Here is a 26429-nt window from a genome sequence, read left to right as displayed (position 1 = left end):
TCAGACGCTCATACGCCGGCGCGGCGCTGCCGCGCGGCGCCGCAGCGGCACGACCTTCGCCGGGGCGCGACCGCGCGCCTGCTCCCGGAGCGCCCGCGCGTGGCGCCGCGCGCTATCCGTGATGGTGGCGCCGCCGAGCATGCGCGCGATCTCCTCCACCGACTCTTCTTCGCTCAGGCGCCGAACGCGCGTGAGCGTGCGGCCGTTCTCCGTGGTCTTTTCCACGCGGAAATGCCGATCCGCGAAGGCGGCGATCTGCGGGAGGTGCGTGATGCACAGCACCTGGTGGCCATCTGCCGCCTTGGTGAGGCGCCGCCCAATCGCTTCCGCGACGGCGCCGCCCACGCCAGCGTCCACTTCGTCGAACACGTAGGTCGCCACGCTGTCCCCCGTGGAGAGCACGCCCTTGATGGCCAAGAGCACGCGACTGAGCTCGCCGCCGGACGCCACGCGCGTGAGCGGTGCCAGCGGCTCCCCGACGTTGGCCGAGAACGACAGCTCCACTGCATCCAACCCGCGGGGCGACAGCTCCGACAGCGTTTCCACGACCGCCTCGAGACGGGCGCCGGGGAGGCTCAGCTCCGAGAGCTCCACGCACAGCGCCTTGGCCAAGCGCTTGGCAGAAGCACGGCGGCGCTCCGAGAGCATCAGCGCGAGCTTGCGAGCGGCAGCGTGCCGCTTCGACACCTGCTCTTCGAGCGCCGCGATGGCGTCCTCCGCGCCGTCGATGCCCGCGAGCTCCGCGCGCATTTCATCCAGGCGCTCCCCGAGCTGGTCCACCTCCACGCCGTGCTTGCGCCGCAGCGATTCCAGCTCGCTCATCCGCGCCTCGATGCGATCCAGCTCCCCGGGCTCGATCTCCACCGAGTCCGCCAGCCGCTCCGCCAGGTGCACGGCCTCACCGCAGGCGATGCGCGCGGCCTCGAGCTGACCGGCCATTTCCGACAGACGTGCCGAGGCCTGAGCGCCGCGCCGCGCTTGCTCCGCAAGCACCGAAAGCCGCGCCACCACGCTGTCGTCCGCCTCGTTCAGTACATCCAGCGCGGACGCCGCGAAGGCCGCCCACTGGTGCGCGTCCCGCACCAGCTCGAGGCGCGACGAAAGCTCGGCGTATTCCCCGGATTCCGGCGCCACGCGCGTGAGCTCCTCGATCTGGAAGCGCAGAAAGTCCGCTCGCTGTCCGCCATCCCGCGCGCGCTCTCGCAGTGCCGACAGCTCGTCCACGGCCTCCCGCCAAGCGCGGTACGCCTCGCCGTACTCCGCGACGTCCGCTTCCAGCCGGCCGTAGGCGTCGAGCAGCTCCAGGTGCCGCGCCGGCCGCGTGAGGGAATGATGCTCGTGCTGACTGCACACATCCAAGAGCTCTTCCCCGATCTCGCCGAGCACGCTTTGCGTGGTGAGCTCTCCCTGCACCATCACGCGCCCACGCCCACTGCGGGGCGCCACGCGGCTGAGCACGAGGCCTGCCGCTTCTTCCGCCGGCAGGCCGTGCCCGGAGAGCACACCGCGCACGTGATGGAGCGTGGAACCCTGAAGCTCGAACGCCGCATCTACCGTGGCCGCGCTCTCCCCCGCGCGCACGAGCTCCGCCCGTGACCTGACGCCGCGCAACAACGTGAGCGCGTCGATGATGATCGACTTGCCCGCTCCAGTTTCGCCGGTGAGCACATTGAGCCCGCCGCCGAGCTCCAGAGCCACGTCGTCGAGCAGCGCCAAGCCACGGATTCGGAGGTAGGAGAGCATCTGTTCAGTACTCTAGAGAGGCACTGCTCATCCGTCGAGCTAAATTTTATAAATAGCTGAGATTACTAATGTATTTTTGTTGGTCCGCCGCGGGCACAACCGGCCGCGGTCGCGGGTTTCGTCCCTGAGAGCGTCGCGTCTCCCCACCGAGCGCGGCGCGCCCAGGAGGTCGTCCCATGTCCCGCCTTCATTTCGACGAGTCCGGTCCGGATTCCGAGCTGCGCATCACTGAAACCGGCAAGGCCTTGATCGGTCTCGCCTTCAGCCTCGCGGTGCTCGCGACGCTGGTGATCGCCTTCGTGCTGAGCAGCTGACTCAGCCCCACAGCGACGCGCGCGCTGCGCGCAGCACGTCGATGTAGCTCACGATCCCGGCAAGCTTCATGCTCTCGGGATCCACGACGGGCACGGCTCCGATGCGATGCTCGATCAACATGTCCGCCACGTCTTTCAGATCCGAGTCCGGCGTGGTGGTCAGCACGTCCATGGTCATGATGGTGCTGATCGGATCCGCGAGGCCCGAACCGGCGCCTTCGGGATTCGTCAACACCGACGCGGCGATGCTGCGCAGATCGCGATCGCTCACGATGCCGACCAGCACGCCGCTCTCGAGAACCGGCAAGTGCCGCACGTCGGCTTCGAGCAGCTTCTCGATCACCTCGCCGATGCTGGCGGAGACATCGACCCAAATGGGGTCCTCGGTCATGACGGTTTCGACGCGCATGGAACTGCCTCGCCCGGAAATGTGGCACGGATGGTCCCGCGGGAGTACCTCCATCGACCCGATCTCCCGGCGCTCCCGATCCGGGGACAAAACGCCGCAGTTTGCCGGGTCGGCCGGCCCCCACCAGCCGGTGGGCTGGCCCCCTCCAGCGGAGATCCGACAAGCCCGACCGCAGCGTGGTTTCTTGCGTGGCACGTCAGTTGCTGATCCCTCCTCGCATGAACACCCTCTTTCGTCTCACGGCTCTTGCTTCGGTTCTCGTCAGCGGCTGCGTGGTGCGCACCGGCCCCGCGCCCTCCCGCACTCCAGCGCGCAACCAGGTCTCGACGACGGGTAGCGCCGACGCCACCGTGGAGGCGTCCGCCGGCGCGAACGTCGGCGTCGTCAACGCGGGCGGCTCGGGCGTCACGTCCTCCGACGGCGCGGTGGAGTGCCACGGTACGCAGAACGTCACGCTTCGGGATCGCACCATCCACACACCGGGAGACGCCATTGCCGCCCACGGCGCGTGCACCATCACGCTCGTCCACTGCAACGTGAGCGCCGGCGGCGTGGCCGTGCAGGCCCACGGCGCGAGCCGCGTCGTGCTCGATGGCAGCACCATCTCCGGCAGCGTCGCAGCCCTGGAGGCCCACGGCAGCAGTATCATCGACACCAAGGGCAGCAGTTGGTCCGGCCGCGTGGAGAAGCACGGAGCCGCCCGCGTGAACGATCTCGGCGGCAACGCGTGGAAGTGACGGACAGCGTCCGCGCCGGGCATCGCGCCGAACCAACCAGCGGATGCGGAAGATCCGGTAACCTACGGATATGCGTGGTCCGGTCATCGTCGTGTTCCTGGCGCTGCTCGCCTGCGGCGAGGCCTATCCGTACCTGGACGTGCGCTTGAAGCTCCCCGCCGGCACTGCGCTCGACGACAAGAAGCTGTCCCTCGAGATGGACCTCATGGGCGGCAGCACGCCGCGCTGGGATGCGATTTCCTATCAGGGCAAGAAGACGAGCGACGGTTTCGACCTGCACCTGGGCACCGCCATTGGACCCGAGCAGCACGTGCGGCTGCGCGCTTGGTACGACGACAACGGCAACGGCAAGCGCGACCCGGGGGACTTCGTCGGCGACATGGGCCCGGCGCCCTTCGTGGCGCGGGACCGCGGGCTCTTCTCCGGCAACGACAACCGCGCGCCGGATATCGTGATGCTGCCGGTGCGCTGAGCGCGAAAGTCGCGCCCGCTGTCGATTTCGTCCAGACTAGCAGGGTGAGCCACGCCTCCGTCGTCTCGCGCATCACCCATGAAGCGGGTCCGCGCGAGCCCGCCGTCTCCGATGGGCACGCCTGGTGGCAGGAGCTGCCCACCGGCTTCGCGAGCAGCAGCGAGCGCTTCGAGCTCGGCGCCGCGGATCGCATCAAGGTTCATGCGACGGCGGCATCGGACGTGGTGCTACGCACGCTGGGCGCGTCTTTGGTGGCATCCCTGGCGCTGCCCGTCGGCTATCACCCGCTGGCCCTGCGCCGCGCCCTGGTGGACGAAGAGCTGTACGGCCGTATTGCCGAGAGCGGCGATCCCGATCGCTTCTTCGAGCGGCCGCCGCGGCGCGTGCTGGTGTCGCGGCGGCGCGCCCGGCTGCCGCTGTTTCGCCCCGGCAGCGGCGCCTGCGAGGACGTGCGCTTCGAGAGCCCGTTCATTCCCGTCAATCCCCGAGAGCGCCGTCGCTACCGCGCGCATCGGGGCAACCGCTACGCCTTCGCGCGGCACTGGCGCCACGACGGCCCCGCGCGACCGACGGTGATCGCGGTGCATGGCTTCAGCGCGGATCTCTACCATTTGAACGAGTGGTTCTTCGCGATCCCCTGGCTGTACCGCGAGGGGTACGACGTGATGCTCGTCACGCTGCCCTTTCACGGCAAGCGGCAGACGCGGCTCTCGCCGTTTTCCGGTCATGGCTTCTTCGCGGGCGGCGCCTCGCGCATCAACGAAGCGCTGGCCCAGGCGGTGTTCGACCTGCGTATCTTCATGGATCACCTGCTCGAAGACCTGGGCGTGCCGCGGGTGGGCATCACCGGCGTGAGCCTCGGCGGCTTCACCTCCGCGCTGCTGGCCGCGGTGGAGCCGCGGCTCTCGTTCGCGATCCCCAACGTGCCCGTCACCAGCATTGCGGATCTGGTGCTGGAGTGGGAGCCCATCGGCACGCTGTTGCGCGCGGCGCTCAAGCTCAGCCATCGCGACGTGCGCGACGCTCGCCACTTGCTGGCCGTGAGCTGTCCCCTCAGTTATCGCCCGCGGCTGCCCAAGGAGCGGCTGATGATCATCGGCGGAGTGGGAGATCGCTTGGCGCCGCCCACGCACGCTCGCTTGCTCTGGGATCACTGGAACCGCTGTCGCATCCACTGGTTCCCGGGCAGCCATCTGATCCACCTGGATCGCGGCTCGTACTTTCGACAGATGCGCTTGTTCCTGGACGCGATCGAGTTTTGAGCCTGAATTTCGCGCCGACGACGGACCGAGTGGACAAAGTTGGAGATGCCTTCGAAGACGCAAGGAATCGAGCGCTCGGGACGAGGAGCCGTGAAATTCAGGCTCACAGCGAGTGGGCGCGGATCGCCTTGCCCACCTTGCGGAGCCGCGCGATGGTGGGGCTCTGCTTCTGGTACTTACTCCAGAAGAACCACTCGCCCCCGCCAAAGTTCGTGAGCCGCGAGTACACGCCATCCGCTTCCCCCAGCACGTCGCGCGCGTCCGGATCGTTCGGATGGGCCACGAGCCAGCGGGTGTAGGCCTCGAGAGCGAGCCAGCGCTCCGTGCTGCGCACCAGCGCGCCCTGGATCTGCTTCGCTTCTTTGGATCCCGAGAGCGACTCCCAGCGGCTGGAGACGCCACGATAGAACGCGGTATTGTCACCGAAGAACAGGCGCCCACGCTGATCTTCGAAGAAGCGCGCGAGCTCGAGCCACGCGCCCTGCCTCGTCAGCTCGGCGGCGTGGCGGTACAGGGCCGCGCGCCCGGGGTCCACGCGATCCATCAGCTTCGCGGCGTCCTTCCAGCGCCCGCTGCGAGCCAAGCGTGCCGCATGCTCCAGCCGCGCGTCCGACGCGAGCTCCAGGTTCTTGGACTTCTGGAGACGGACCAGCGCCACCGTCGGGAGCAGCACGCTCACGATGTAGCGCCGCACGTCCGGCGACAGACCCGGCGTCTTCGCCGCCTGCTCGGCCTGTCCCAGGTCGAGGCGCGTCTTGACCAGGAGCCGCGCCTGCAGCGGATCCGCGGCGGTCTTCGCCAGCGTCTTCTCGGCTTGCCGCGGCCGCCCGGCAGCGAGCAGGGCGATGGCCCCGAGCTTCCCCGCCAGGGGACTGATGCTGGCCGGCTGTTTCGGAAACTCCTTGGGCAGCGGGCCCTTCTGGGTTGCCACCCAGGCCAGGAGCCGTTCCTTCAGATTTTGTTGGTTCGGCGCGGTACCGGCCAGGCGCCACCAACGGCTGAACCGCGGCGGCGTGACGGTGTCGTCATTGGCGACCGCCGCAATCAGCACCGGGTCGGCGAGGGCATCCACCTGGGCCGCCGTGGGCTCGACCCCTTGCACGCGCAGAAACCGCATTTCCGAGATCACGCGGCCATAGTGGCGCGGATACATGTCGAGCAGGATCTGCCACGCCGCGGCGTCGTCCCCGGACAGATAGGCGACGCGCAGCTCCGCGAGCCGCGCGTAGTCGACGAGGGGATGCGTCGGGTGGGCCTTGCGCCACTTCTCGAAGCCCTGGCGGATGTGCTGGAACGTCGACGGCGCGACGTGCTTCTTGATGCTCTCGCGATAGCCGTTCGGGACCTTGTCGCGCAGCTCGCGAAACACCGCCCACAGCTCGAGGGACGCCGCCCGCGGGTGGCCCTTGGTAATGGGCACGGGCTGACTATTCTTGCCGGGCTCCGCTCGCCGGGCGTCGAGCGCCTTGTCCAAGATGGGCGGCAGCGGCGCGCCCGTGGCGCCGCGCAGGTAGTCGCGGCGCGCCGTCGGGCTCACCTTGGCGAGCACCGGCCGGAGCTCCGCGAGCTCCACCGCGCGCCAGAACAGCGTGGCGTGCTCGGACGCGAGAGCGGCGGGCATGTCGAGCAGCTCGCTGACGATGCGGCGCGCTTCGCGGTCGATGGCGGGAAGGTCGTCCCGCGTCATGGCGTCGTCCAGCGGCGCCATGGCCGGCGGCGCCGCCTTCGTCAGATCTTCGTGGGCGAGCTTCCAGGCCAGCTCCGCCTTCTTCGGCTCGGCTTTCTCGAACGGGTACAAGAAGCGCAGCTCCGGCATGCGAGCGTTGCCCCAGCTCGCCCACTCCGCCTCGGGCATCACCAGCTCCGAGAGCGTCGCATTCAGCGGCGCCAAGGCGCCGAAGTCGCCGTAGTCGGGACCGCCACACGCCGTGGCGTCCCGGGGGGTGTCGAGCGCCGCGAACAGCAGCACAGGCAGGAGCAAGAGCCAACGTTTCACGAATCGTCCTCTTTCAACAAACGAGCGACGGCCGCGGGCGCGACCGACGCGGGAAACACGAAGCGACCGCGGGACGCGCCGTCGAAGCGGTCAGCAGCGCGGGCCCAGCAGCCGTGGTCCGTGGTCACTCGACCCTGGCGGCGACGCTCGAAGGCGCCCACGCCGATGCGATACGGCAGGCCGGCCCGGCCGAGGCGACTTGCGAGGCGCGCGACGTTGGTCGCGCTGCACGGCCATCCGGTGTCGAACAGCTGCAGGATGTGGCCGGCGACGGCGCCGCGCAGCCGCTCTCCATAGCGCGGGTCGCTGAGGTGCGCGGGAATGCTCGTCACCCACACCGGGACGTCGAGCGCCGGCGCGACGCGCTGAACGACCTCGGACCACTCGGACAGGCGACGGACCGGAGCGTCGTAGTCGAGCTGCAGCTCGGTGGGCGTCACGCCGGTGGCCCGCGCTTCGTCGACCACGCGGCGGAGCTCGGTCTGGAGCTTGGGCGCGACGTCGAGCGCAGTGCCGTCGTCCCACGCACCGTGGAAGGAGTCGTCGAAGCGCACCACGAGCGCTACCGGCCGCTCGCCGACCAGCGCGGGCGACAGCGCGCGGTGCGCCACCAGGTCCCGCTGCACGGTCGCCACGTGAACCGCGGGCACGAGCGATGGTGTCCCGCGCGACAGCTCGACGAACCCCCGGGCGTCGGCGCGCGTCCAGATCCACTCCCCCACCACCCGCGCTCCAGCGCCCGGCGCCGCCACGGGCGCCGGCTCTCCCGAGAGCAGGAGCGGCAAGAGCAGCCAGGAAAAGCGCGACGACCAGGACATCTGCGATGGAAAACGCCGGCGGCGCGGGCTCCTGTTCCCGGACTGGTAGAGTGCCCGGGATGTCGGACGTACTGGAAGCGCTCGCCGGCCGGGCACAGAGCGTATGGCCCATGCTGGAGCGCTGGGTCGAGCAGAATTCCTTCACCGGCGCGGTGGACAACGTCAACGCCATGGGCGAGCTGCTGAAGGCGGCGTTTCGGCTGCCAGGGCTCGAGCTCTCGGTGCAGCCGGGCAAGGGCGTCGGAGACCATCTCCTGTTTTCCACGCCGGCTTGGCAGGCCCATCGCGAGCGCGGGGTGCTGCTCGTCGGCCACCACGACACCGTGTTCCCGCCGGGCACCTTCGAGGGTTTTCGCGCGGACGGCGATCTGCGCAGGGGCCCCGGGGTGCTCGACATGAAAGGTGGGCTGGCGGTGGTGTGGGCCAGCTTGGCGGCTTTGTCCGATGCGGGCCGCCTGGCCGAGCTACCGGTCGCCCTGGTTTGCGTGGGCGACGAGGAGATCGGCTCGCCGGACTCTCGGAGCTTCACCGCCGAGCACGCGCGCGGCTGCCACGCCGCGTTGGTGTTCGAAGCCGGGCGCGCAGCCGACGCCATCATCACGCAGCGCAAGGGCACCGCCGCGGTGAAGGTCGTGGCCCACGGCAAGGCGGCGCACGCGGGCAACCACCACGCCGATGGCGTCAACGCGATCTGGGCGCTCGCGCGCTTCGTGGACCAGGCCCAAGGGCTCACGGACTACGCAGCGGGCGTGACGTTGAACGTGGGGACCATCTCCGGAGGCACCAGCAAGAACACGGTGCCGGAGCGCGCCGAGTGCGCCGTGGACTTCCGCTTCGAACGCGTGGACGACGGTCCGCGCGTGCTCGCGCGCTTGCAGACCATCGCCGAGGAGCTGGGCGCGGACAGCGGCGTGCGCTTCGAGCTCGACGGTGGCGTGCGGCGGCCACCGCTGGAGCGCACGGAAGCGTCCGCGGCGCTGTGCCAGCGCTACGCGGAGCAGGCGCGGGCAGCGGGCCTCGGCCACGGTGAGCATCCGCTGCTGGGCGGCGGCTCCGACGCGAACAACATCGCCGCGCTGGGCGTGCCCGCCATCGACGGCCTCGGACCTCGGGGCAAAGGCTTCCACACCCACGACGAGGTCATCGAGGCGTCCACGCTGCCCCTCAAGGCCCAGGCCCTCACCCGCTTCTTGCTGGCAGAGCTCGGTGCCTGACAGCGAGGCAGATTTCCTCATGTCGGACCGCCGCGGAAAAAGCCATGCTACCTCGCGCTCATGCCGACCGAGTATCTCGTCGACGCCCACGTACACCTGAACAACTATCACGAGGCCACTCGGCGCCCCACGGTGGAGAACGTCCACGACTTGTTCGACAAGATGGCGGAGTGCGGCGTGGACCACTCCGTGGTGATCACGTCCTACCGCGTCGATCTCGATCGCCCGAGCGTGGAGGAGCTGCTCGACGTCTTGGCCAGTGATCCGCGAACCACCGTGGTGGAGGGCTTGCGCTGGCGCGGAGACGCCCGCACCGACCTGTTCACGATGGAAGAGCGCATCCGCGACGGGAGGGTGAAGGGCATCAAGCTGTACCCAGGCTACGACAAGTATGCGATCAACGACCCGAGCTTGGAGCAGGTGTTTCGTATCGCCGCGAAGCACGACGTCCCGATCCTGATCCACACCGGAGACACCTACTCGAAAGAAGCCAAGGTGCGCCAAGCCCACCCGCTGCTCGTGGACGACGTGGCGGTGGACTTCCCGGACACCAAGTTCGTGATGTGCCACCTCGGCAATCCCTGGTTTCAGGACGCGGCGGAGGTGCTGTACAAGAACGACAACGTCTTCGCCGACATCTCCGGCCTCACCCTCGGAGAGTTCTCGTATCAGTTCGAGCGGTACGTCAGCTTGAGGGTGAAAGAGATGATCACCTACATGGGCGACCCCGGCCGCCAGCTCCTGTACGGCACGGATTGGCCGCTGGTGAAGATGAAGCCGTACCTCGCGTTTCTCGACGACCTGGAGATCAGCGAAGAGAAGCTGGAAAGCGTGTGCTGGCGGACCGCATCGCGCCTGTTCAAGGTGGACGAGACCACGCTGCGGAAGGGCCGAGAGCTGCGCTTGGCCCTGCGGCCGCCGGCCCCAGTGGACTGAGCAGGGAAGGCCACGGCGCGGGGGTGCGTAACAGGAGCACCCCGCCGTGGAGGTTCGTTTTCCATGAACAATACCCGTCGTTCCCTGGTGGTCGCGCTGGTCACCGTCGTTCTCGCCCTGCTCGCCTGCAAGGCGGCTCCGCCCAAGGAGGCGAAGATCGGCGAGACGGTCACTTTCGACGACAGCACCTGGGTGGTGGTGAGCGCCACCAACATCGGCGGCGAGCTGACCGGAATCACCGGCAACAAGAAGACCGCTGGGAAGTTCGTCAAGGTCGAGTTCAAGATCACCAACACTGGAAAAAAGGACGAGAGCATCCTCGACCATCCCAAGGTGATCGACGACCAAGACCGGGAGTTCCGACCGATGGATGACCAATCGTTGTACATCCCTCAGCCCGAACAAACGCTGACTCTGGAGAGCCTCCCGCCCTCGATCATGAAGCGATTCTCGGCGATCTACGAGCTTCCCGCCGACGCCAAGGGCCTGCGCTTCGAGGCGCGGGAGCTGGCCGCCTTCGGCAAGAAGCAAAAGGTCGCGCTCGGCATCTGACGCTGCATTATTCGGCCAGAGTTACCGGGGGTTGCCGCGGTGTAGGGATTGGAAAACACTGTGCGTCGGCCCCGTGACTCAAACCGCGCACCGCATCGAACTCTCGCCGCGGAGCTTCGTCGGCCGAAAGGCAGAGCTCGAGCACATCGAGCGTGCCTTCGACGCGGGCGCTCACGTCGTCACCGTCACCGGCTCCTCCGGGACCGGCAAGACGCGCGTCGCGCGGGAGTTCGCGGCACGCCGGGCAACGCTGGGTCCGGTTTGGTTCTGTGATCTGAGCCAGGTGGAGAGCTCCACGGAGTTGTGCGCGGCCCTGGCCGCAGCCATCGGCCTCAGGGTGGGGCCCAGTGACCCCGCAGATGCCGTCGAGACCATCGGAGGCGCTCTCGCCCGCCGGAGCCCCGCGCTCCTCGTGTTGGACAACTTCGAGCAGCTGGTGGAAGAGGGCGGCCCGCTGGTGGCTCAGCTCGCCGACGAGGCCCCCGAGGTGGAGCTGCTCATCACCTCGCAGCAAAGACTGCGTCTGCCGGAGGAGCATTGCGTCGCCCTGGCGCCGCTGCCGCTGCCCCCGGAAGACGAGCGGCAGGCGGAAGAGATCGCGCGCTTCGACGCCGTGCGCCTGTTTCTCGATCGCGCAGGGCGAGGCTCCCTGAGCGCGCAGGAAGCGCTGCAGGTGGCGGCCATCGTCCGTGAGCTGGACGGACTCCCCCTCGCCATCGAGCTGGCAGCGGCGCGCGTGAACGAGCTGGGTCTCGACGGATTGCGCTCGGCCCTGGGGCAACGTCTGGACGTGTTGGCCGAGCCGGGCGCGGTAGAGCGTCATCGCACCCTGCGCAGCGCCATCGACTGGTCTTGGGCCATGCTCTCCAGCGAGGCGCAGCGCGCGCTGTCGCGGAGCTCGGTGTTTCGAGGCGGGTTCACGCTGGCCGCCTTCGCGGAGGTCACACGGGAAGGCGACGACCCCGATGAGCTCTCGGCGTTGCGAGTGCTGCAGACCCTGCACGACAAATCCTTCGTGGTGGCCTCTCCCACCCCCGGCATCGTGGGGGAGAGTCGCTTCGGCCTGTTCGAGAGCATTCGCGTGTACGCCCGCGAGAAGCTGGAACAGCTCTCGCTGCGGGAACAGACCGAAGAACGCCACGCGGAGCATTACATCGATGCCGCCAGCGTGTGGTTGGCGGAGCTGGACGGACCCCTCGGCGCCCAGATGCGCCGCCGCCTCGAGCTCGAGCGGGAGAACCTCTTGGCCGTTTACGACCGCGCGCTGCGTGACGGCAACGTGCCCGCCGCGGTCTCTGCGATCGTGTCGCTGGAGGTCGAGTTCTCCACCCACGGGCCCATCGCTCGATTCGTGGATCTGCTGGACTCCGCGCTGGTGCTGGCGCCGGAAGGCTCACTCGCTCCGCGAACGATCGCCCAGGCAGAGCTGGCCCGGGGTCGGGTGCGGGTGGTTCAAGGGCGCTTTGGCGACGGCATCAACGACTTCGAGCGCGCCCTCACCTACGCCGAACGCAGCGACGACCGCGAGCTGACGGTGCTGAGCGCCCTCAAGGCCGGGCAGGCGCTGGCCATGGAAGGCCGGAGCAAGCAGGCCGAGGTCCGCTTCGAGCGCGCTCGCGCCGTGCTGCAAACGCTCGACAGCCCGCGCCTCGAGCGTCAATTCTTCGCCGACGTCTCGCTGGTACGGGCGCAGCAGGGCCGCACGCGGGAGGCGTTGGAGCTGTCCGAAAAGGCGCTCGCGCTGGCACGGCGGCTCGGCAATCGCCGAGAAGAGGGCGCGACCCTCGGTAACATCGGCGCTCGCCTGAACGAGCTGGGACGCATCTCCGAGGCGCGCACGCGTTACCAGGAGGCGCTGGAGATCTTGAACGAGGTCGGCGACCGCCGCGCAGCCGCCGTGTTCGAGGCCCACCTCGCGAACATGGACGAGGAGGCGGGCGACCTCTCCGGCGCCGAACAGCGTCTCGAACGCGCGCTGACGGTGCACCATGAAATCGGCGACGTCGCCTGGGAAGGCATCGTGTACGGACTGCTCGGAAACGTTCGGCTCCGCCGCCGGCGCTTCCGCGAAGCCGCCAGCGCCTATCGCGAGGCCGCCGCTCGGCTCCCGGGCAACTACCGCCGCTGGGCGGGGCTGTTCGCCGCGGCGCAAGCCACCGCCGAGGCCGAGGTGGGCGAGCTGGAAGCCGCCAAGACGCACCTGGCGGTGGCCCGACAGACGCTGGAAGCCGTGGGCGCCCCGAGCGATCTCGTCACCTGGGAGGTGCACGAGCGACTGGTGACGCTGGCCCGAGCGCGGCGCAATCCCGATCCCGAGGCCTCGATTCAGGCGCACACCGCCGCCGAGAGTCTGATGGGCGAGCTCGACCGCCAAGCTCGGCGTGAGCCGCTCACCGACGAAGTTCGGTTTCCGCTCCGTCTGCTCGCGAGCGCGCTGTCCGTGGGAGACTCCCGTGTCCCGTCCAGCCCCTTCCGCGAAACCCTGAAGGTGGGACCGGACGCGGAGTGGTTCGCCACCAGCGATGGCGAGCGAGTGGACCTTTCACGCCGCAACGCGCCCCGGCGGCTGCTGGCGAAGCTGGTGGACGCGCAGCAGAACCGACCCGGTGCCGGCGTGTCGCTGGAAGGTCTGTTCGACGCCGCCTGGCCCGGCGTCGCGATCCGTCCCGACTCCCAGGCGGCACGGGTGTACGTGGCCATCGGAACCCTGCGCAAGCTGGGACTGGCGACCATGTTGCTGCGACAGGACGACGGCTATTTGCTCGACCCCGCCATCCCGGTGGTCTTGGCATCTTGAGCCCGCACCGACACGGCATGGTGCCCCGGGAGCGGGGGGCCTTCGTGGGACGGAAAGAGGAGCTGGCCGCCATCGACGCGGCCTTCGAGGACGGCGCGCCCCTGGTCAGCTTGGTGGGCCCGGCAGGGGTGGGAAAGACACGACTGGCGCTGCGCTACGCCGGAGCGGAAAGGGACGCCCTGTCAGGAGGCGTGTGGTTCTGCGATCTGACCGAAGCGCGCAGCGCCGGCGGGCTGTGCGCCGCCGTCGCCGCGTTGCTCTCGGTCCCCCTGCTCAGCGGCGACCCCGACGACGCCGTGGAGCGGGTGGGCTACGCCTTGGAACGGCGCGGCCCGCTGCTGTTGGTCCTCGACAACTTCGAGCAGCTCGAGGAAGCCGCCCGCGGGGTCGTGGAGAAATGGCTGTCCGACGCGCCGCAGGCCATGTTCCTGGTGACGACCCAGCGTGCGCTATCGCTCGCCGACGAACAGGTCGTGGAGATTCTGCCGCTCCCGCCGCCCGCGAACGAAGACGTGGCGACGCTGGAGCAGAGCCCCGCAGTGGAGCTGTTCGTGCTTCGCGCCCGCGCCACCCGCGCGGACTACCAGCTCACTCGAGCCAACGCGCCGCTGGTCGCGGCCATCGTGCGAAAGCTGGAGGGCGTACCGCTCGGCATCGAGCTGTGTGCGGCGCGCATGGGACTGCTCGGCGAGCGTCAGATCCTGGATCTGCTCGAGCAACAGCTCGACGTCCTGGTGTCCGCGACGGGCCACCCCGAGAAGCACTCGGCGCTACGCACCGCCATCGCCCGCTCCGTGGATCTGCTCAAGCCGTGGCAGAGCTCCGCGCTTGCCCAATGCTCCGTCTTTCACGGCGGCTTCTCGCTGGAGGCCGTAGAGAACATCGTGGACTTGAGCCGCCACTCCGACGCCCCGCGTGGGGGTCTGTGGGCGCACGACGTACTGAGCGCGCTGGAGCAGGCTTGCCTGGTGCGCTCGGCGGCTGCGGCCGGCGGCGGCGAGATGCGCTACCGGCTGTTCGACAGCGTGCGCCAGTTCGCGGAAGAACAGCTGCTTTCGAGCGGCGCCGCGGCTCAAACCACGGATCGTCACACGCGTTACTATCTGGAAGCCTCGCGCTCCTGGGCGGATCGCATCGACGGCCCGGGCGGCGTCGAGCTTCGTCGACGCTTGGCTCGAGAAGCCGACAATCTGCTGTCGATCTACGATCGCGAGCTGTCGCACCCTTCGCCGAGCCATGCGGGTCGGGCGTTGGAAGCGGTGTTGTCGTTGGAAGGCGTGTTCGCCACGCGGGGACCGTTCGGTCGCTATGCGGAGCTGCTCGACGCCGCCCTGGCGCGGGCAGCGCAGGCCCCCGGCGGCATTCCCCCCGCTTTGGAATCGAGGGCTTGTTCGTCCCGGGGACTGCTCGCCATCTTGTCCGGACGGCTCGACGACGCCGCGGACGACTACGTGCGGGCGCTGGCCGCGGCGGAGCGCGCGGACGACGGCGAGCTGTCCACGACCTGTAAGGTGAAGATCGGCCTGTGTCGGGGTCTCGCGGGTCACGCTCGAGAGAGCGAGGAGTGGCTCGCGCGCGCCGGCGAGCACTTGGACCACAGCAGCCTGCGCGTGCAGCGCACGTACTACAACGACCTGGGGCTCGTGCTCACCCAGCAGGGACGGACTCGCGACGCACAAACAAACCTGGAAAAGGCCCTGGAGCTCCACCAGCGGACGGGCAATCGCCGGGACGAAGGCGTGGCCCTGGGCAACATCGGCGGTCGCTACTTCGAACGAGGGCTGCTCGAAGAAGCGCGGGATTGCTACGACCGCGGCCGCGCCGTGTTGCAGGAAGTGGGGGATCGCCGCTCGGCGGCGGTGCTCCTCGCGCACCTGGGGCAAGCGGACGTGGAGCTCGGGGATCACGCCGCGGGGCGCCAGAAGCTCGAGGAAGCCCTGGCCACGCAGCGCGAGGTGGGCGACCGCGCGTGGGAGGGCATCGTGCTCTCCTTGCTCGGCAACCTGGAGCTCGAGCTGGGCAACGCGAGCGCGGCCGTGGCGCGCTACCAGAAGAGCGTCGCCACCCTGAGCGGCAGCAGCTATCGCCGCAACGCCGGCCTCGGTTGGGCGGCGCTGGCAGTGGCGGAGGCGCAGCTCGGCCACGGAGCGGACGCGCGCACCGCCGTGGCCGAGGCCGCGGAAATCCTCGAAAGCGTGGGGACGCCGGGGGACCGCGCGGCCCTCGCCATCTTCGGCGCAACGGTGGCGTGGCTCTTGGCCCGCGCAGAAGGCGCCGGTGCCTCCGAGGTAAGCGCGCTGTACGCCGAGCTGGAGAAGACCGAGCGCACGATGGCGGCCGCCGGCGGCGACGGCATCGTGCCCGACGAAGAACGCTTTGCCCTGCGCGTGGCGGCACGCCTGCGGGCGTCGCCGACCGCGATTCAGCCGACGCTCGAGCCGGCGCGAGACCATCTCACCATCGGTCCGGGGGCGCGTTGGTTCGCCCCGCCGCGCGGCAGCCGGGTGGACATCTCCCGGCGCGGAGCCCTGCGGCGCATGCTGGCGCTGCTGGCGGAGCGTCGCGTGAGCTCGCCGGGACGGGGCGCCAGCGTGAACGAGCTGTTCGAGGCCGCGTGGCCCGACGCTTCCTTCGCGGCGAAGGGCGCAGCGGCGCGGGTGTACGTGGGTCTCGGAACCCTGCGGCGCCTGGGGCTGCAGGGCGTGTTGCTCCGAGGCGACGACGGCTACTACCTCGACGACGGCATTCCGCTGCTCAGCGATCCGTCAGGGTGACAGCGCGATCGTGGCGTGCGGCAAGACCGTGTGCCCGGCAATGGTCGTCGCTTCCTCGGACCAGTTGATGGCGTAGCGGCGTCCATCCGCCGTGCGCCAGCGCTCGGGAACCACGTGGGTCGTGGACTGCCTGACCAGGTCGATGAACACGTTGGAGAGGATCTCCGGAGGCGCGTCCGGCACCAGATCCTCCGGCACGGCGGGAGCGGCCGAAAGCGCAAGCTGGGCCCTTTCGGCGTTCAAGCCCCAGCCCTTGCGCTCGTCCGGAAGCACCCGGAGGTCATCCGACAAGAACAGCGCGCCGCCGGCAAAGGCCACGATGCTCGCGCCGGTGTCCACTTCGTCCTGGGTCAGGTCGCGCAGCATCACCGGGTCGGCGTCGCACAGGGTGGCGCGGCACAGCGGCCAGCGGGCGGCGAGGCTTCGACCTTGGCTCGGCAGATAAGCCCAGCGCACGCCGGTGTTCTCCAGCGCGATGTCGCCCCCCAGACGCCAACCGTCCACCCACGGCAGACTGGCCACGCCGGGCGCCCCCACCGCCACCAGCACCGTGCTTTCGCCCGCAGCCTTGCGGATGATCTCGAGCGCCCGCGCGTACGCTTGCATGCCGGTCACGGCCTCCGCCCGCGTGCCCTCCCAAGTGCCGGCGAACAGGAAGTCGATCTTCAGTAGATCGTAGCCCCAACCCACGATGCTGGAGATCACCTGCGCCAGGTGGGCCGCGGCCTGGGGCTGAGTGACGTCGAGCACACGCATGGCGCCGTGCTTGGGGTGATTGTAGCTCGCGCCGCCGACGAGCCAATCCGGGTGCGCCTGGGCCACGGCGCTGCTCTCGGCGACCAACAGCGGCGCCAACCACACGCCGACCTCGTAGCCTTGGGCGTGGAGCGTCGTGGCCAGGCCGGAGAGTCCGTTCGGGAACTTGTCGTTCGGTTGCCAGTCGCCCCACGCCTGCTGCCAACCGTCGTCCACCACGATGCGAAGCTTTCGTCCGTCCGCGTAGCTTCCGAGAATGCCGGAGGCGAGCGCGGCATTTTCGTCCATGGCGCCGGCGTCCACCGTGTCCCACAGCTCGTACCAGGAGTTCCAGCCGATCTGCGCGTCGCGCGGCGTGGTCTGCCGGCGTGATGGGAGCGCCGCGGCGTAGTGCTCGAGAGACGCCTCGAGCGGGCCCAGCTCGACGTGCAAGGGCTCGCCTTCAACGACGTCCCCGGCGGCGACGGCGATCGACTCGCCGGTGTTGCCTTCGCCGACGCGCACCGTCAGGTCGTCACCGTCGTGCTCGCGGTGTACCGACATCCAAACGCGAAAGCGCTGCTCGGCGAGCGCTCCCAGGACGAGGCCGCTGCCCGACCCGCCCACGAAGGTGAAGGCGTTGGAGAGCTCCGATCCTTCGCGGGTGACCTCGCCGTCTCCGCGAAGGGCGAGGGCCGCCTCGAGATCGCTCTCGCTGGGGGCGGGAGCGAGGGCCACCACGCCGCTCTGGGACCAGGACTGGAAACCGTTCGACAAGAAGCCGCGGGCGCCGGGCACGCGTGCGGAACCGTCCAGCGAGATGGCCTGCAGTGCTCCACCGGCGGCAGCGTCGAAGCGCAGCGACACCCGCGTGGCGTCGACCTCGAGGTGAACGGAGCCGACGGGCCCCACGGCGCAATCGACCCCCGCGGCGGCGGGCACGCAGCCGCTGGCGGAATGCCAGGTTCCGTCCATCCGCACCCGCGGCAAGAGCGACAGCGTCGTGCTGCAGCCATCGCTGGCGCTCAGGCCGACATCGCTCGCGCGGAGCGATGTGTGACAGCTTTTCTGCGCGGGCGCGTCGTCGCCCCCACAGCCGGCCAAGGAGAGCGCGACGAATCCGAACAGTGCGACACGGACGACGAGCACGACGCGAGCGTAAGCGCTAAGCTCGACGGCGTCCATGACCCGAGCGCTGCTCCTCCTCGTGCTGATGGCCGGATGCACATCGACGACTTCGCCGCCGCCGTCGACGGCGGTTCGGATCCCGGAAGCGAAGGGCGAAGTGGATCCGGCAACGCCACCCCCCGCCGTGCGGCAGGAGCCGCTGGTGGATCCCCTCGACTACTTCGTGGGCAGCTGGTCCGGGCGCGTGAACGGCACCATCGACACGCTGCTCGAAGTCAGCGCCGACGGCCACTACCGCGTCACCTCCGAGGACAGCTCACGGCAGGCGGGCTGCGAGCTATCGGGACGCTTCAGCGTCGACGGCGACACGCTGCACTTGCAGGTGGCGCACAGCTCCTGCTCGGTGGAGAGCATCGGCTCCACCTTGGAGCGGACGATCACCAGCAGAAATGAGCGAAACTTCGTGGTCGTGAGCCCCGATCGGAGCTTGACGGTGCTCTACCGACGCCGCGCACCTGACGGATGATCGGTGCACGTGTTGACCCCCCCTCTTCTCGTTGGTACCTCCCCGGCGAGGTGGCCATGCAGATCGAGGTTCGGCGCACCAACGCGCCCCGTCCCCGCCCGGAAAGCGAACTCGGATTCGGCCGAATCTTCGCCGATCACATGGTTCGCATGGACTACGCGCCGGAGCGCGGGTGGCACAGTCCCCGCGTGGAGCCGTACGCCCCGATACAGCTGGATCCCACTGCGGCCGTGCTCCACTACGCGCAAGCGATCTTCGAAGGGCTGAAGGCGTTCCGAGGCAAGGACGGCCAGGTGCGGATGTTCCGCCCGGATCGCCATGCCGCGCGCTTTGCCAAGAGCGCCGAGCGCGTGTGCATTCCGCCGGTCCCGGAAGACGTGTTCGTGGAGACGTGCCGCAAGCTGGTGGAAGTGGATCGCGACTGGGTGCCGACGGCGGATGGCGCCGCCCTCTACATTCGTCCGCTGGCGTTCGCTACGGAGCCGTTCCTCGGCGTACGCCCCTCGCTGTCGTACACGTACTTGGTGATGACCTCGCCCGTCGGCGCCTACTACGCCGAAGGCTTCGCTCCCGTGCGCATCGTGGTCGAGCGTCGTGAGGTGCGGGCGGCTCATGGCGGCCTCGGCTCGTGCAAGACTCCGGCGAACTACGCCGCCAGTCTGCATGCGGCACAGGCGGCGAAGAAGAAAGGGTTCTCCCAGGTGCTGTGGACGGACGCCGCGGAGCATCGCTACGTGGAAGAGGTCGGCACCATGAACTTGTTCGTGCATCTGGGCGACGAGATCGTCACGCCCGCCCTGGATGGCGCGATTCTCGCGGGCGTTACCCGAGACAGCGTGATTCAGCTGCTGAAGGCGAAGGGCCTACCGGTGGTGGAGCGACGGCTCGCCTTGGACGAGATCCGCGCGGCTCACGACAAGGGACAGCTCCACGAGATTTTTGGCACCGGCACCGCCGCCGTGGTCTCCCCCGTGTCTGCCCTTGGCGTGGACGACGAGGTGTGGACCATTGGCAAGGGGGACGTGGGACCGCTGGCGCGCTCGCTGTTCGACCAGATTGTCGCCATTCAGCGCGGTCAAGCGGAAGATCGCTTTGGCTGGATGTTTCCAGTCGGATAGAAGCTGCCTGCCGAGGCTCCGGTGTGGGTACTGAACCCGCATGCGAGCGCTTCAGTTCCTCCCATTGGTCGTGGTTTCCGGTCTCGCCGCTGCGGTTGGCTGCCAAGGGCAGCTGGTGGATGCCGGCAACACCGGCACTGGTGGCTCGAGCGGGGCCGCTGCAGGCCCAGGACTGGGAGGTCAGACTGGGGTTGGGGGATCGGGTGGGTCCGCCGCGGGCACGGCCGTGTCCGGGGACCTGCCCTGCGACGTCGCGACCATTCTTGGTGACAGCTGCACCGCGTGTCACTCGAACCCGCCGCTGGCGGGGGTGCCCATGCCGCTCACCAGCTACGCGGATCTGACGGCACCTTCCAAGAGCAATCCGAGCATCTCCTTCGCGGAAGCGTCGCTGGCGCGCATGCAGGATGCGCAGTCACCCATGCCGCCCACGGGGCTCTTGCCGGCGTCGGATATCGCAGCGTTTCAGGCCTGGATTTCCGCGGGAATGCCCCAGGGTACCTGCGGCGCGCCACAAGACGCAGGCCCGCCGCCCCTGGCGCCCTTGCTATGCAGCAGCGGTACGAACTGGACGCAGGGCAATCACGAGTCGCCCCTGATGCATCCCGGCGGGGAGTGCATCAACTGTCACACGACCAGCAATGAAGGTCCCGCGTTCCACATCGCTGGCACGGTGTACCCCTCCGTGCGGGAGCCGGATGACTGCAACGGCGCGCCGAACATCACCGTGGAAGTGACGGACGCCCAGAACAAGACCATCACGCTCACCACCAACGCGGCGGGCAACTTCTTCTACGAGACCAACCAGGGCAGCTTCGTCGCCCCCTACAGCGCGAAGGTTATCGCCGGAGGCAAGGAGCGCGTCATGAAGCAGTCCGTCCCCAGCGGCGACTGCAACAGCTGCCATACCCAAGACGGCAAGAGCGGCGCTCCCGGTCGTATCTACGCTCCCTGAGCCCCAAGTCCTGGCATCTGCAGGACTCAGCGATCTTGCTATCTCGCTTCCGCGGCGCCGGCGTATGATGCGCCGCGGCTGAAGCGAGGGAGCGTTCGATGAGCGACGGATGGGAGTTTCAGGTCAATAGCGGGAACCCAGAGGCGGATCGCCAAGCGATCGCGGGGTACGAGCAGCAGTACCGAGCCCAGGGCATGAGCGTCTCCGCGGAGCCGATGCCCGCGGGTGGCTTCTTGGTTCGCGTCCGGCCAGCGGCACCCGCGGCGGGCTTCGCCGGCGGCGGGACCATGCTGATGCAACAAGCGCCGGAGCCGCAGGGGCCGGCCCCCGTGCCCGGCTACGGCGCTCCGCCTCCGCAGCAACAGGCGCCGCAGCAGCAATACCCGGCTCCGCAGCAGCAATACGCAGCTCCGCAGCAGCAATACGCAGCTCCGCAGCAGCAGTACGCAGCTCCGCAGCAGCAGTACGCGGCTCCGCAGCAGCAGCAACAGTACGGCGCGGGCGGACACCCGGCCTACGCGATGGCGGGAGGCGGCATGGCCGCGGGCGCGGTCGCCATGCCCGGCGTGCTGGGCCAGGTGGCGCCGCCCATCGCCGCGGACCGCCTCAGATACCTGCGCAAGGTGTATGGCCTGCTGGGCGCATCGGCGTTCATCGCCGTGCTGTTCGGCTGGGCGGCGGTCAGCTTGGGGCCGACCATCTCCATGACCTCACCCGAGGGACGTCCGGCGGAGGTTCCGTTCCTGGTCGGCTTGATGCTGGGGAACAGCGCCCTGCTCTATGGAGCCTTTGGCGCCTTGGTGCTGGCCACCTTCGTCGCCAGCTGGGTGAGCAAGGTGCGCTACGTGAACGTGGCGGCGCTGTTCGGCGTCGCCGCGCTGATGGGCATCGAGCTCGCCCCCATGGTGTTCGTCGCCCAGTTCTACGCCGGGTTCGGCGAAACAATGTCCGCCAACCCGGTGCGCGACACTTTCATGATGGTGTTCGCGGTGTTCTTCGCCATCACCGCCTACATCTTCGTCGCGCGCAAAGACTTCTCCTGGCTCGGCTCCATCTTGAGCATGGGCTTCTTCGTCATCCTCACGGGCTGCGTGCTCACCTTCTTCCTGGACAGTGAGCCCTTCGCCCTGGCCGTGGCGAGCGGCGGCGCGGTGCTGTCCATCGGCTTCTTGCTGTACGTGACCAGCTACATCTTCCGTAACAGCGACATGGACGACCCGGTGGGAGATGCCCTGGCGATCCTGGTGCAGCTCCGCAACCTGTTCATGTTCATCCTCCGCATCTTGATGTCGCGCCGTTGAAGGAAGGCAGTCGTGAAATCCGCCCGCGCGGCGTCGGCGTGCGGGCGCGGGCCCTCGATTTCGCCACCAAGGACGAGGTCGAGATCGACGCGAATGAGGCGCGGGACGCGATGGCCTCCGGCAAGTTCGTGTGGCTGGACGTCGACCTCGGCAACGCCGATGGAGCGCGGGAGGCTCTGGAAGGCCTCGGCCTGGTGGACGACGAGATCATCGAGGACGCCCTCACCCGCGAGCCGGCCACGCAGCAGGCCCGCTACTCGGAGTACCTGCACATGGTGGTCTCGGGCTGCCGCCTGGTCGGACGTCACTTCGATCTGGACCGGGTAGATGCGGTGCTCGGGGAGCGCTTCTTGTTGACCATCCATCAGGGCAACGTGCTGTTCTTGTCGGCGCTGGAGAAGGACTACAAGGACGACTTCCAGCAGTTCGCCCAGAGCCCGAGCTTCCTCCTGTACGAGCTGTGGGAGCACCTGATCGACAACTACCTGGACGTCCAGAAGCGCTTCGAGGAACGAGTGGAGGAGCTGCAGCGGGACCTGATCGGGGAGGTGGACGATCGCGTGTTCGGCCGCGTGAGCGAGCTGGGGGCGGATCTCTTGCACTTTCGCAAGGTGGTGCTGCCCGCCCGGGCGGTGCTCACGGACCTTTCCACCCGCAAGTCCCGATTCATCAGCGAAGCCACGCAGCCGTATCTGGCCAACATGGTGGGCACCATCGAACGCGTGCTTCAAGACCTGCTCGTAGACCGGGACATCTTGAGCAACTCCCTGAACCTGTACATGTCGCTCGTCGGCCACCGCACCAACGAGGTCATGAAGAAGCTCACCGTGGTGAGCGTGATCTTCTTGCCGCTCACGTTCTTGTGCGGCGTGTACGGTATGAACTTCAAGGTGCTGCCGGAGCTCGAGTGGAACTACGGCTACCTAGCGTTCTGGCTGGTGGTGTTGGCGATCGTGGTGACGATCGCGATCATCTCGCGGCGCGCCAAGCTCTTGTGATCACTCGCACCAGCATTCGGGCAGCCCGCTCTGCGTGTACTGCCCGTTCTTGGTGGCCGCACACACTCCGCTGTAGCTGAAGCCCTGGGTCTTGCAGCGGTAGTCGCAATCCTGCTGGACCAAGCGACTGTTGGTACAGGCAGCGAGAGTGTCTCCTTGGCAAATGCGCCCGTCCGGAGAGCACGCCGGGTAGCAGGCGTCGGTGAAGCTGGCGCTGGTCGACGTGCCGTCGATCTCGCTGCACGTCGCGGCCTCGAAAGCGTCGGCGCAGCCGGAAGGATAGTGCGCCGCGACGCAGGACTCCTGGCACTCAGTCTCGCTGGTGTGGCCCGGGCACTCGGTCCGGCGGGCGCAGATGCGCTGGCAGTTCTCCGCGCTCTCGTCGGGCTTGGGGTCCACCACGCATGCGGCGAGAAAGGACAACAGCAAAAGCGGCACGGCTCTCATGGCGGGCTCATCGTGGCACGCGAGCGGGGGTGCGTCTCGGCCGAATCCGGCTATCGTCCTCGCATGCAGAGGATGCTCTGGGCCGGGCTGATGCTTTTCGCTGGCTGCAGCCCCGCGGTTGCGCCGCCAGCGCCGCCGCCGACGACGGCGCCGCCGGTAGCGACCACCTCGGCTGCAGCTCCCGTGGCGAGCGTACCGGCCTCCAAGGAAACGCCCGCGGCGCCCGTCGGGTTCATCGAAGACGACGTGAACGCCGCGCTGACCCGGGCGAAGGCCGACGGCAAGCTCGTGTTCGTGGATGCGTGGGCACCGTGGTGCCACACCTGCCTGAGCATGAAGCACTTCGTATTTTCGGATCCCGCGCTGTCACGTTTCTCCGACCAAGTGGTGTTCGCGTCCGTGGACACGGACCGCGACGAGAACGCGGACTTCGTGCAGAAGTACGCCATCGACGTGTGGCCCACGCTCTTCGTGCTCGAAGCGAAGAAGGGCGAGGTGCTCGGCTATTGGCCCGGCAGCGCCTCGCTCCGCGAGGTGGAAAAGCTGCTGAGCGACGCGCTCGCCGTGGCGGAAGAGCAGAGCAGCGTTGCGCCCGGCACGCCGCTGGCTCGATTGCTCGCTGGTAAGCGAGCCCAGGCCCACCAGAAGTACGCGGAGGCGGCCCAGGCCTACGAGCAAGCGGTGCGCGGGGCGCCCGCGAGCTGGCCGCGGCGCAGCGAAGCGCTGGTGGGGTGGATCCAGAGCCTGCATCGCGCTCGCCGCGCCAAGGAGTGCGTCGCCGTGGGCGAAAAACACGCCCGAGAGGTGACGGGCGCGGCGCAGCCGGCGGACTTCTGCGCGCTGTGGCTCTCGTGCGCCAAGGGGCTGTCCACGGAAGCCGAAAAGAAAGCCGTGCGCCGCGCCGCCACCGAGCGGCTGGAGGAAATCGTCGCGTCGCCCCCCGCCGACGCGTCCGCCGACGACATCGCCGACGCGTGGCAGATCCTGGCCAACGCGCGCGTCGATCTGGGGGACAAGAAGGGTGCGCGGGAGGCGCACGAGAAGCGCATCGCGCTTCTCGAAGCGGCGGCAGCCAAGGCTCCGGATCCCGCGGCCGCCGCGACCTACGACTACGGTCGCGCGGTCTCCTACATGGCCCTCGGGCAAGGCGACAAGGCCATCGCCATGCTCGAGCAACGCGAGCGCGAGATCCCGGATTCCTACGAGCCTCCGGCTCGCCTGGCTTCGGTGCTGGTGCACATGAAGCGTTGGGACGCGGCCCTGGGTGCGGTGAACCGCGCGCTCGCCCACGCCTATGGTCCCCGCAAGCTCGACTACCTCGAGCTGAAGGAGCGGATCCTGCGCGCCCAGGGGAATGGGACCGCGCTGGTGGAGGTGCTCGAACAGCAGCTCGCGGGCTGGCAGGAGCAAGCGGGGCGCTTGAAATCCACTCCGAAGGAGTTGAGCGAGGTCAAAGCCCGGCTGGAAAAAGCTCGCGCCGCGAACCCAAAGCCAAAGCCTTAGGCTCGAACCGATGGAGGGCGGCCTCCCGCCGCCGATCGAGTCGAGCCAGAACCCCCTTTCCCCAGCGCTCGACCTCGCCCTCGCGGGCGACGCCGCGGCATCCGGCCGCGGCGTCGCCTCGCGTTTCTTCACTTGGCGGCGATGGGAACCACTGCCCATTGCGAGGCAGTGGTGTTGACGATCAAGAGCTGGAACGGATTCGACGTCCCGCCCAGATCACCGGCAGCGACCGCGAAGGCACGCAGGCCGGCTATCGTGGTGACGTCGAACTCCGCAGCCGTCGTCGTGGTCCCGGTGGCGGCAGCTCCGATCGTCAGGCTGCCGGGTGGAATCGACAGACCCTCCGCTGGCGAGGCGTCGCCAAACTTCACGTTGCTGAGCAGCGCTGGCGTGTCCAACGTGCCGGCGGTGCTCACGGTGCCGACGTCCACCGCAGGCGCATTGCCGGAAGCGTGCACCACACGGACCCGCGAGTTACTCGTGTCATCGAGAGCGAAGCCTTCCTCGAGAGCGATCAGCTGAAACGTCGACGGACTTTGGGTCAGCTCACCCGCAGCGATGGCCAGGTAGTCCTTGCCTGCCTCGAGCGCTGGCGTCGTGGCGGTTGCCGCCGGAGCTCCGGAAGGCTTTGGCGTAGCGCCCGCTTGTCCCGGGAAGAAGTCGAGGGTGTAGCTTCCCGGTGGCACGCGAGCCTCGGCCATGTCGCCGAAGGAGGCGTTGTCCACGAGCTCCTGATCGCCGGCGTAGATGTCCACGGGACCGGCGTCGGGAGAGGCGTGAAGGGCGAACACGCGGGGATTCTGTCGGATCCAAGCCGTGGAAGAGTCGGGGAGGACGGCCAGGAGCGCGAAGCCCGTATCTTCACGGGACAGCTTGCCGAGCTCCCCCGTCGCCACCACGAACAGGTCGGCGCCATCGGGCAAGGTCGGCGTCGTGAAGGCGGTGACCGACGCGCCCGCCGCCACGACGCCGACTTGAAGTGCGGCTCCGGCCGGAAGCTCCACGCCAGCCGCACCCGTATCGGCGAAGCGGTCGAGGGCGGCCACTTCGGGCGCCGAAGGATCGTCGTTGCCAACGTCGATGCCCACTGTCGGCGCGTCGAATCCGGCATGAACGACGCGCACACGCGCGGTCCCGGAACCCGCCGTCCCGAAGTCCTCTTCCAGAGGTATGACGCGGAACTGATCGTCTGCGCTGGTGGAGCCGATGTCTCCCGCCGCGATCGCGGTGTACTGCTTGTCCGCAGCGACCGTCACATCCGGTGTGGTGTAGACCGGCGCATCCGTCGCTGGGCTGCCAGCGGCCCGTACGTCGATCTTGTAGGTCCCGGGAGGCAGCTCCAGGTACGGCGTCGAGGAACCGTACGCGAGGTTCTCCGCCAAGGTGGTCGTGGTGCCCGCCGCGTACAGGTCGACTGCCGGAGCGCCCGGCGCCGCATGAACCACGCGGAGCTTGGCAACGCTGCCCGCGCCGCCGCTGCCCGCCATGCCGCCACTACCTCCCGCGCCTCCAGTTCCCGACGAGCCGCCCGCGGCCGGCGAGCTTCCGTCGTCATCGCTGCCACAGGCCGCAGTCGCCAACGCGATCGCGCCGCCTACCGCAGCCAACCTAATGAAATTGAAAAGATTTCCACTGTGTACTCGGATCATGGGTCCCTCCATGGCGTACCACTTGTGTCTAGGACACATATACGT

Annotated in this window: 22 protein-coding genes; 15 read left to right on the top strand and 7 right to left on the bottom strand. The window is 68.6% G+C overall.

The features are described 5' to 3' along the window. Window positions 1-1743: a DNA repair protein RecN gene (gene recN / locus H6717_02940; protein ID MCB9575974.1), complete on the bottom strand. Its 1743-nt coding sequence runs from the start codon at window positions 1741-1743 to the stop codon at window positions 1-3. Window positions 1744-1919: 176 nt separating this feature from the next. On the opposite strand from recN, the gene H6717_02935 reads away from it, so the two are divergent. Continuing rightward, window positions 1920-2057 carry a hypothetical protein gene (locus tag H6717_02935; GenBank protein MCB9575973.1) on the top strand — a complete coding sequence of 46 codons (138 nt, stop codon included), beginning with the start codon at window positions 1920-1922 and terminating at the stop codon, window positions 2055-2057. A gap of 1 nt (window position 2058) precedes the next feature. Here H6717_02935 and H6717_02930 read toward each other — a convergent pair whose 3' ends face one another. Beyond that, window positions 2059-2466, bottom strand: coding sequence for a CBS domain-containing protein (locus H6717_02930; protein ID MCB9575972.1), 408 nt, complete (start codon window positions 2464-2466; stop codon window positions 2059-2061). Between the two features lie 218 nt (window positions 2467-2684). On the opposite strand from H6717_02930, the gene H6717_02925 reads away from it, so the two are divergent. From H6717_02925 to H6717_02915, 3 genes are all read left to right on the top strand, one after another. Beyond that, window positions 2685-3203 carry a hypothetical protein gene (locus H6717_02925; GenBank protein ID MCB9575971.1) on the top strand — a complete coding sequence of 173 codons (519 nt, stop codon included), beginning with the start codon at window positions 2685-2687 and terminating at the stop codon, window positions 3201-3203. A 70-nt stretch (window positions 3204-3273) separates the two neighbouring features. Continuing rightward, complete coding sequence (locus H6717_02920; GenBank protein MCB9575970.1) at window positions 3274-3675, top strand: hypothetical protein; 402 nt, start codon at window positions 3274-3276, stop codon at window positions 3673-3675. A gap of 44 nt (window positions 3676-3719) precedes the next feature. Then, window positions 3720-4937, top strand: a complete 1218-nt coding sequence (locus tag H6717_02915) for an alpha/beta hydrolase (GenBank protein MCB9575969.1) — start codon at window positions 3720-3722, stop codon at window positions 4935-4937. A 103-nt stretch (window positions 4938-5040) separates the two neighbouring features. Here the strand turns inward: H6717_02915 and H6717_02910 are convergent, their stop codons facing one another. After that, a complete protein-coding gene (locus H6717_02910; GenBank protein MCB9575968.1) occupies window positions 5041-6933 on the bottom strand; it encodes a hypothetical protein in 1893 nt (630 codons plus the stop codon). Further along, window positions 6930-7751 (bottom strand): hypothetical protein, encoded by an 822-nt coding sequence (locus H6717_02905; GenBank protein MCB9575967.1) that lies wholly within the window; start codon window positions 7749-7751, stop codon window positions 6930-6932. The genes H6717_02910 and H6717_02905 overlap by 4 nt, the downstream gene beginning before the upstream one ends. A gap of 59 nt (window positions 7752-7810) precedes the next feature. Here H6717_02905 and H6717_02900 point away from each other — a divergent pair, with 59 nt between their 5' ends. From H6717_02900 to H6717_02880, 5 genes are all read left to right on the top strand, one after another. After that, entirely contained in the window at window positions 7811-8965 is a 1155-nt protein-coding gene (locus H6717_02900; GenBank protein MCB9575966.1) for a M20 family metallopeptidase, read from the top strand. 60 nt (window positions 8966-9025) lie between these two features. Then, entirely contained in the window at window positions 9026-9901 is an 876-nt protein-coding gene (locus H6717_02895) for an amidohydrolase family protein (GenBank protein MCB9575965.1), read from the top strand. Between the two features lie 63 nt (window positions 9902-9964). After that, complete coding sequence (locus tag H6717_02890; protein MCB9575964.1) at window positions 9965-10453, top strand: DUF4352 domain-containing protein; 489 nt, start codon at window positions 9965-9967, stop codon at window positions 10451-10453. Between the two features lie 73 nt (window positions 10454-10526). Continuing rightward, entirely contained in the window at window positions 10527-13250 is a 2724-nt protein-coding gene (locus tag H6717_02885) for a tetratricopeptide repeat protein (GenBank protein ID MCB9575963.1), read from the top strand. Window positions 13251-13294: 44 nt separating this feature from the next. Next, a complete protein-coding gene (locus H6717_02880) occupies window positions 13295-16024 on the top strand; it encodes a tetratricopeptide repeat protein (GenBank protein MCB9575962.1) in 2730 nt (909 codons plus the stop codon). On the opposite strand, the gene H6717_02875 is transcribed toward H6717_02880, so the two are convergent. Then, the gene (locus H6717_02875; GenBank protein MCB9575961.1) at window positions 16016-17908 is read right to left on the bottom strand and encodes an alpha-galactosidase; all 1893 of its coding nucleotides are present in this window, start codon (window positions 17906-17908) and stop codon (window positions 16016-16018) included. The genes H6717_02880 and H6717_02875 overlap by 9 nt on opposite strands. A 34-nt stretch (window positions 17909-17942) precedes the next feature. Here H6717_02875 and H6717_02870 point away from each other — a divergent pair, with 34 nt between their 5' ends. The 5 genes from H6717_02870 to H6717_02850 all read left to right on the top strand — a co-directional run bounded on the left by H6717_02870 (window position 17943) and on the right by H6717_02850 (window position 22785). Further along, a complete protein-coding gene (locus tag H6717_02870) occupies window positions 17943-18413 on the top strand; it encodes a hypothetical protein (protein ID MCB9575960.1) in 471 nt (156 codons plus the stop codon). A 56-nt stretch (window positions 18414-18469) separates the two neighbouring features. Next, window positions 18470-19531: a branched-chain amino acid aminotransferase gene (locus tag H6717_02865; GenBank protein ID MCB9575959.1), complete on the top strand. Its 1062-nt coding sequence runs from the start codon at window positions 18470-18472 to the stop codon at window positions 19529-19531. A gap of 40 nt (window positions 19532-19571) precedes the next feature. Further along, on the top strand, window positions 19572-20486 hold the full coding sequence (locus H6717_02860; GenBank protein MCB9575958.1) for a hypothetical protein: 915 nt from the start codon (window positions 19572-19574) through the stop codon (window positions 20484-20486). A 98-nt stretch (window positions 20487-20584) separates the two neighbouring features. After that, entirely contained in the window at window positions 20585-21787 is a 1203-nt protein-coding gene (locus H6717_02855; GenBank protein ID MCB9575957.1) for a US12 family protein, read from the top strand. After that, complete coding sequence (locus tag H6717_02850) at window positions 21784-22785, top strand: magnesium transporter CorA family protein (protein MCB9575956.1); 1002 nt, start codon at window positions 21784-21786, stop codon at window positions 22783-22785. Before H6717_02855 ends, H6717_02850 begins: the two co-directional genes overlap by 4 nt. Here the strand turns inward: H6717_02850 and H6717_02845 are convergent, their stop codons facing one another. Next, a complete protein-coding gene (locus H6717_02845) occupies window positions 22786-23232 on the bottom strand; it encodes a hypothetical protein (GenBank protein MCB9575955.1) in 447 nt (148 codons plus the stop codon). Between the two features lie 63 nt (window positions 23233-23295). On the opposite strand from H6717_02845, the gene H6717_02840 reads away from it, so the two are divergent. Further along, the gene (locus H6717_02840; GenBank protein MCB9575954.1) at window positions 23296-24735 is read left to right on the top strand and encodes a thioredoxin family protein; all 1440 of its coding nucleotides are present in this window, start codon (window positions 23296-23298) and stop codon (window positions 24733-24735) included. 128 nt (window positions 24736-24863) lie between these two features. Here H6717_02840 and H6717_02835 read toward each other — a convergent pair whose 3' ends face one another. Next, window positions 24864-26384: a DUF4397 domain-containing protein gene (locus H6717_02835; protein MCB9575953.1), complete on the bottom strand. Its 1521-nt coding sequence runs from the start codon at window positions 26382-26384 to the stop codon at window positions 24864-24866. Window positions 26385-26429: the final 45 nt, after the last annotated feature.

The sequence above is a fragment of the Polyangiaceae bacterium genome (genome assembly GCA_020633235.1).
Classification (GTDB): Bacteria; Myxococcota_A; Polyangia; order Polyangiales; family Polyangiaceae; genus JACKEA01.
Note: the sequence above shows the minus strand (reverse complement) of the source record. Positions and strands in the feature narration are given on the sequence as shown.